This is a genomic window from Nocardia seriolae NBRC 15557 (assembly GCF_007990715.1).
GTDB lineage: Bacteria > Actinomycetota > Actinomycetes > Mycobacteriales > Mycobacteriaceae > Nocardia > Nocardia seriolae.
Genome location: NZ_BJWY01000212.1, coordinates 1 through 6,236 on the forward strand (window position 1 = coordinate 1; position 6,236 = coordinate 6,236).

Here is a 6,236-nt window from a genome sequence, read left to right on the forward strand (position 1 = left end):
GCAGTACTAACCCGGCGAGTTGGCCCACGCTGTTTCCCGGGGTGCTGACCTGGCGTGTTTAGGATGGTCGACATGCTGGAGGTCAGACAGCTGAAGATCTTCCGGGCGGTCGCGCGGACCGGGTCGTACTCCGCCGCCGCCCGGCATCTCGGCTACACCCAACCCGCGATCAGTCAGCAGATCAAGGCCATGGAGCGTCAGCTCGGCACCGCGCTGGTGACGCGCTCGGGCCATCAACTCCAGCTCACCGAGGCCGGTGAGGCGCTGTGCCGCCACGCCGCCACCGTGCTCGGCAGCCTCGACGCCGCCGAAGCCGAGATCCGCGCGCTCACCGAATTGAAGGCGGGCAAGGTCCGATTGGCGGCCTTCCCGAGCGCCTGCTCGCTGCTGGTGCCCAAGACCATCGCCCGCAGCCAGGCCGACGAACCGAATCTGAAGATCGCTCTGGTGGAGGCCGAGCCGCCGGAATCGGTGGCCATGCTGCGGGCGGGGGAGTGTGAGATCGCGCTCATCTTCGACTACCCGGAAGGCCGGGTGCCGGACTGTGAAAGTGCTTGCGGCGCGGGCAGTCCGGACCTTTCCGAGTTGGGTGTGCGACCACTGTTCACCGATCGGCTGCGGGTGCTGCTGCCGCCGGGACATCCGCTGGCGGGGGCCGGGCGGGTGACACCGGTACAGCTGTCGGAGCTGTCGAAGGAGAAGTGGATCGCGGGATGCCCGCAGTGCCGCGGGCATCTGATCGACGTCTGTGCCGAGGCCGGATTCCATCCCGACATCGTCTTCGCCACCGAGAACCTCGGCGCCGTGGTCGGATTGGTGGCCGAGGGGCTGGGCGTGGCGCTGGCCACCGAGCTCGCGCTGTCCGGGGTCCCGGCCATCGGGTCGGTGCGGTCGGTGCCGGTGGAGCCCACCATGGAGCGCCGCATCCTCGCGGTCACCCTGCCCAAACTGGAGAAGGTGCCCGCGGTGCGCGCGGTCATCGACGAATTGCAGGCGACGGTCGCGTTCGTGGAGACGGCCGTCACAGCGTGACTCCGGGTGTCGTCCGCGACACCCGATTTCGAGCCCGGCCATTATCGGTACTTTCACCCCCTATTAGTAATGGTTGGGAATTATTCGCCCAGGTCAGTGCCCAGAATCGATTTGCTCGGCTAGCGTTGTAGACGCAAACAGGAACCGACAAAGAGGTTGGAGCCATGGCACTGGCAATCGATTCGAAAACAACGCAAGCGGTCGTCGCCGACGATGCTCCGCCGGGCGGTTGTTGGCGAGCCGCCGCTTCCGCCGCGGGCCCGGTCATGCTCGGATACCTGCCTGTCTCTTTCGCTTTCGGCGTGCTCGCCCCCACCTTCGAGCTCCCGGCCTGGGCCGCCATCGCCATGTCGGCGCTCGTGTTCGCGGGGTCCTCGCAATTCGCGGCGCTGGGCCCGCTACAGGCGGGCATCTCGCCGGTATCCATTGTTTTCACCACTTTTCTGGTGAATTTGCGGCACGCACTGTATTCGCTCACCGAGGCGCCGAATGTCGCCGGATGGACCCGGCACGACAAAATGGGATTCGCCTGGCAGCTCACCGATGAGGCGTTCGCGGTGCATTCCACCGAATTCGCCAAGCGGCACCGGTCCGCGGTCGAATGCCGGATCTTCAACTTCCTCATCCACTCAGCGTGGGCGGGCTCGACCGCGCTGGGCTGCGTGGCCGCCGAACTCATTCCCGACAGCCGGGCGCTGGGGCTGGACTTCGCGCAGACCGCGATGTTCCTGGCGCTGCTGGCCATGATGGTCAAGGGCAGCCGGGAACTCATGGTCGCCGTGCTGGCGGGCCTGCTCGCCGTCGCGCTGACCGCCGTCGGACTGCCGCTGTGGGCCGTGCTGGTGCCGACCGTCATCGGGGCCACCGTCGGGCTGATGTTCGAGCGCCGGGCCGCGAGCCACGCCACGCCGGGCACCCCGGAAGAGAGCCTGTCATGAGCACCACCACCCTGATCGTGGTCCTGGTCGGCATGACCGCCGTGACCTACGGAATCCGTTCGCTGCCACTGCTTCTCGCCGATCGCTTCACCATCTCCGAGTCGGTGCTGCACTGGATGGCCTACATCCCGCCCGCCGTGCTGGCCGCCCTGATCGCGCCGTCGGTGTTCGTCCCGGACTCCGAAACCCATGCGCTGAACCTGGATTGGGCCAACCCCCTGCTCCTCACCGCCCTGCCGACGCTGCTGGTCGCGTGGCGCACCAAGAACATGTACGCCACCGTCGGCACCGGTGTCGTCGTCCTCGCCCTGCTCCGCCTCGCCGGACTCAACTAAGGAAACGTGATGACCACCTTCACCTCGCTCGTCGAAGAGACCGACATCAACCGGTACGACCCCGAATACCGGGCCTGGTTGCGGGAGGCCGTGCGCAAGGTTCAGGCCGACGGCAATCGCTCCGCCGACACCCACCTGCTCACCATCCCGCTGCCGGCCGAATGGGGCATCGATCTCTACCTCAAGGACGAATCCACCCATCCCACCGGCAGTCTCAAGCACCGGCTGGCCCGCTCGCTGTTCCTGTACGCGCTGTGCAACGGCTGGCTGCGGCCCGACCGCCCGGTCATCGAGGCGTCCAGCGGTTCGACCGCGGTATCGGAGGCGTACTTCGCCAAGCTGATCGGCGTCCCGTTCATCGCGGTGATGGCGCGCTCCACCGTGCGGGCCAAGATCGACCTCATCGAATTCCAGGGCGGCACCTGCCATCTGGTCGACAACCCGGGCGAGGTGTACGAGGTCGCGGCCCGGCTCGCCGCAGAAACCGGCGGGCACTACATGGACCAGTTCACCTACGCCGAACGCGCCACCGACTGGCGGGGCAACAACAATATCGCCGAATCGATCTTCCGCCAGCTCGAGCAGGAGCGTTACCCCGAGCCCAGCTGGATCGTCGCCACCGCGGGCACCGGCGGCACCTCGGCCACCCTGGCCCGCTACGTCCACTACACCCAGCGCGACACCGGTATCTGCGTCGCCGACCCGGAGAACTCCACCTTCCTCGACGGCTGGCGCACCCTGGACCGGAACGTCACCTCCGACAAGGGTTCCCGCATCGAGGGCATCGGCCGCCAGCGCGTCGAACCCAGCTTCATGCCGCACGCCATCGACCGCATGATGCGCGTCCCCGACGCCGCCAGCGTCGCCACCGTCCACCTGCTCGAGCGCATCCTCGGCCGCCGCTGCGGCGGCTCCACCGGCACCGGCGTGTGGGCCGCCTGCCAGGTCATCTCGGACATGCTCGCCCGCGGCGAAAAGGGCAGCGTCGTCACGCTGCTGTGCGATCCGGGCGAGCGCTACCTCGACAAGTACGACTCGGACGCGTGGCTCGCCGAGCAGGGGATCGATCCCGCCCCGTACACGCGCCGTCTCGAGCACTTCCTGCTGACCGGCGACCTGTCGGCCTGAGTCACCGGGAATCCGACACTCGCCGCCGAAACGTCTGCGGTGAGTGTCGGATTCGACGCATACGGTGGTGGGCATGCTGGATCTCCCCGTCCCATCTGTTCCCGACGCCGACCAGGGCGTGGCTTGGCTGCGCGCCCACGTCGTCCGCTTCAGCGAAGGCGAAACCCACACGCGCAGACGTGCGATCGTCGAACGCGAACTGGCCGCCATCGACCCCGCCACGCTGCGTCACGGCAGCGGCCACCATGTCGAGAAACTGGCCGCCGCAATGGGTCTGACGGTGTCGGTCGCCGATGTCGGAACCGTCGCCGCCTGCTATCAGCCGCACGTCCCGGTGACCCCGGCCGCCGATGCCGCGGTCGACCGTCTGATCGCGGCCTGCGGGGGCACCCCCGACGAACTCACCGCCAACCGCATCGGCATTCTCGTCCAGGCTTGCGACGCGACCGCCGCCCTGATCGAAGGCCGCAACCCACCCGTCCCCATCACCCGGCGCGTCGCGCCCTCGGGCGAGATCATCGAGATCGATCTCGCCGAGCACCCTTTCGGCGCGGGCCGCCACGGCTGCCCGGGACGCGAACACGCGCTGGTCCTGGCCGACGCGCAGGCGGATTGTCCACTTCGGGCGAAGTAGTGGCTATGGGCGAAGTAGTGGCTATGGGCCGAGCCGCGGGGACCTTCGGCCGTGATGATCGATCGTGCATCGGTGCATGCTCTTGGGAATGCCGATCGGCGCAGCCGGATGGATCCGTGGCGGAGGAGGTGGTTGATCGAGCGGACCCGACAGAGCGGTGACCTTTGCCCCTGCTGACGCACCCCCGAGGCGAACCATCGCCGGTTCAGCGGGGGCACCATCGTGCCCGCCCGGTCGGGGAAAACGGGTGGGGGAATTCGGGTCAGGGGAGTGGGACCGTCCAGCGGACACAGGTGCCGCCGGAGTCGCCGGGCGCGGACCTTGAGGTTGGCGAGACCGCTGCGGCGGGTGGCGCCCTGATCCAGACCCGCGCCGTTGTCGATGACCTCGACGGTGACGTCGTCGGCGACGCTCAGGCCGATGGTGATGGTGTCCGCGCCCGCATGACGGACGACATTGCTGAGCGCCTCGCGCAGCACCGCCTCGACATCGTCGGCGAGCGAGAGGGGGAGCACCGAGAGGGGGCCGGAGACGTGAACGGTGGTGCGCAACTTGGTTTCCGCGGTCATCTCGGCCACCAGATCGTGCAGACCCTGGTGCAATGGGACCTGGCCGATCCCGGGGCCGTGCAGGTCGAAGATGGACTGGCGGATGTCCTGCACGATCGATTGCAGATCGTCGAGGCTGTGGTGGAGCCGATCCCGGATCTCCTGCGAGCGTACCCGCTGCGCGGTGCCCTGGACGGCCAGCCCGGTCGCGAACAGGCGCTGGATCACCCGGTCGTGCAGGTTGCGGGCGATACGGTCCCGTTCGGACAGGACGTCCAGTTCGCGCATGCGGAACTGGTTGTCGGCCAACCGCAATGCCAGCGCCGCCTGACCCGCGAAGACCGTCATCATGGCGATCGCGGACGCGTCGAAATCCGGTTCGCCCGGGGCGCGCAGCACCGCCAGCACTCCCAGCATCGAGCGGCGCGCCCGCAACGGCAGCAGCAGCACCGGGCCGAACTCCGCCCGCAACTCCGGGAACGGATTGAGCGCCAAGCCCTCCGTGGTCAGGCATTCGGCGGTGCGGAACACGGTGCCGGTGTGCGAACCCTCGATCGGGATGCGGCGTGACAGCAGCGTCGACGCCGGAACCCCCGCGCCCGCCGAGACGATCAGCTCGGTGACCGCGTCATCGGCGAGCTCCAGATCCTCCGGCAGCGCCACGAACGTGCACACCGAATCCGTCAGTGTGAGAGCACGATCGGCGATCAACTCGATCACCTCGGCCGGGTCGCCGCCGCCCAATAGTTCGGTCGCCACATCGCGAATCGACTCCAGCCACAGCTGCCGTAGTTGCGACTGGGCGTAGAGCCGCGAATTCGCCACCGCGCTACCGGCCGCGGCGGCCAGCGCGCGCACCACCACCTCGTCGTCCTCGGTGAATTCCTGGCCGTTGATCTTCTCGGTGAGGTACAGGCTGCCGAAGACTTCGTCGCGGACCTTGACCGGGACACCCAGGAAGCTGTGCATGGGCGGGTGGTGCTCGGGGAAGCCGATGGAGGCCGGGTGATTCGAAAGATCCTTCAGCCGTAGGGGTTCCGGCTTCTCGATGAGCAGGCCCAGTACGCCGCAGCCGTGCGGCAGGTCGCCGATGAGAACTCGGGTGCGGTCGTCGATGCCTTCGTAGACGAACTCCGAGAGGTTGTCGCCGCTGCGGCGGGTTTCACGGACGCCCAGCGCGCCGTAGCGGGCATCTACGAGCTCGATTGCGGTGTGGACGATCGTGCGGAGGGTCTCGTCGAGGTCCAGGCCCGAGGTGATTACGAGCATGGCGTCGATGAGGCGGTCCATTCGGTCGTGTACGTCTACGACCTGGGCGATTCGGTCCTGGACTTCGGCGAGTAGTTCGCGCAGGCGCCAGTGCGACAGGGCCTCCTCCATCGGGGTTCTGTCGCCGGAACGGGGTGGTGGACCGTCCGACATGTGGGGGATCTTTCCACCGCTTGGAATCGGGGGCGATTGAAGGCAAATCATTCCGAGTGGTTCGGGAAGAAGGTCCCGAAATGGTCTGAAAGATAGAAAGACAAAGGAAGAGGGAGACAAAGATCAAGGATGCCTGGATGAGGGATAGGGCCACTGCTGGGGCCCAACCATGTGGTGAGGCTCCGACCTGGGTTAGTAC

Annotated in this window: 5 protein-coding genes and 1 pseudogene; 5 read left to right on the plus strand and 1 reads right to left on the minus strand. The window is 67.5% G+C overall.

Translation table 11 applies throughout. From position 1 onward, the window contains the following. Positions 1–72: 72 nt before the first annotated feature. The 5 genes from NS2_RS34775 (at position 73) to NS2_RS38650 (ending at position 4,067) form a co-directional block, all read left to right on the plus strand. A complete protein-coding gene (locus NS2_RS34775) occupies positions 73–1,032 on the plus strand; it encodes a LysR family transcriptional regulator (protein ID WP_033091599.1) in 960 nt (319 codons plus the stop codon). A gap of 164 nt (positions 1,033–1,196) precedes the next feature. Continuing rightward, positions 1,197–1,970 carry an AzlC family ABC transporter permease gene (locus NS2_RS34780; RefSeq protein WP_052087092.1) on the plus strand — a complete coding sequence of 258 codons (774 nt, stop codon included), beginning with the start codon at positions 1,197–1,199 and terminating at the stop codon, positions 1,968–1,970. After that, a complete protein-coding gene (locus NS2_RS36555) occupies positions 1,967–2,305 on the plus strand; it encodes an AzlD domain-containing protein (protein WP_033091597.1) in 339 nt (112 codons plus the stop codon). The genes NS2_RS34780 and NS2_RS36555 overlap by 4 nt, the downstream gene beginning before the upstream one ends. A 9-nt stretch (positions 2,306–2,314) precedes the next feature. Next, on the plus strand, positions 2,315–3,433 hold the full coding sequence (locus tag NS2_RS34790) for a PLP-dependent cysteine synthase family protein (RefSeq protein ID WP_036552203.1): 1,119 nt from the start codon (positions 2,315–2,317) through the stop codon (positions 3,431–3,433). Between the two features lie 73 nt (positions 3,434–3,506). Continuing rightward, complete coding sequence (locus NS2_RS38650) at positions 3,507–4,067, plus strand: hypothetical protein (protein ID WP_062614407.1); 561 nt, start codon at positions 3,507–3,509, stop codon at positions 4,065–4,067. A gap of 262 nt (positions 4,068–4,329) precedes the next feature. Here the strand turns inward: NS2_RS38650 and NS2_RS34800 are convergent. Further along, positions 4,330–6,037, minus strand: a pseudogene (locus NS2_RS34800) (sensor histidine kinase). Positions 6,038–6,236: the final 199 nt, after the last annotated feature.

What these genes read in the sequence shown, in the direction of transcription:
- NS2_RS34775 (WP_033091599.1), top strand. Translation starts at nt 73, where the DNA reads ATGCTGGAGGTCAGACAGCTGAAGATCTTCCGGGCGGTCGCGCGGACC.
- NS2_RS34780 (WP_052087092.1), top strand. Translation starts at nt 1,197, where the DNA reads ATGGCACTGGCAATCGATTCGAAAACAACGCAAGCGGTCGTCGCCGAC.
- NS2_RS36555 (WP_033091597.1), top strand. Translation starts at nt 1,967, where the DNA reads ATGAGCACCACCACCCTGATCGTGGTCCTGGTCGGCATGACCGCCGTG.
- NS2_RS34790 (WP_036552203.1), top strand. Translation starts at nt 2,315, where the DNA reads ATGACCACCTTCACCTCGCTCGTCGAAGAGACCGACATCAACCGGTAC.
- NS2_RS38650 (WP_062614407.1), top strand. Translation starts at nt 3,507, where the DNA reads ATGCTGGATCTCCCCGTCCCATCTGTTCCCGACGCCGACCAGGGCGTG.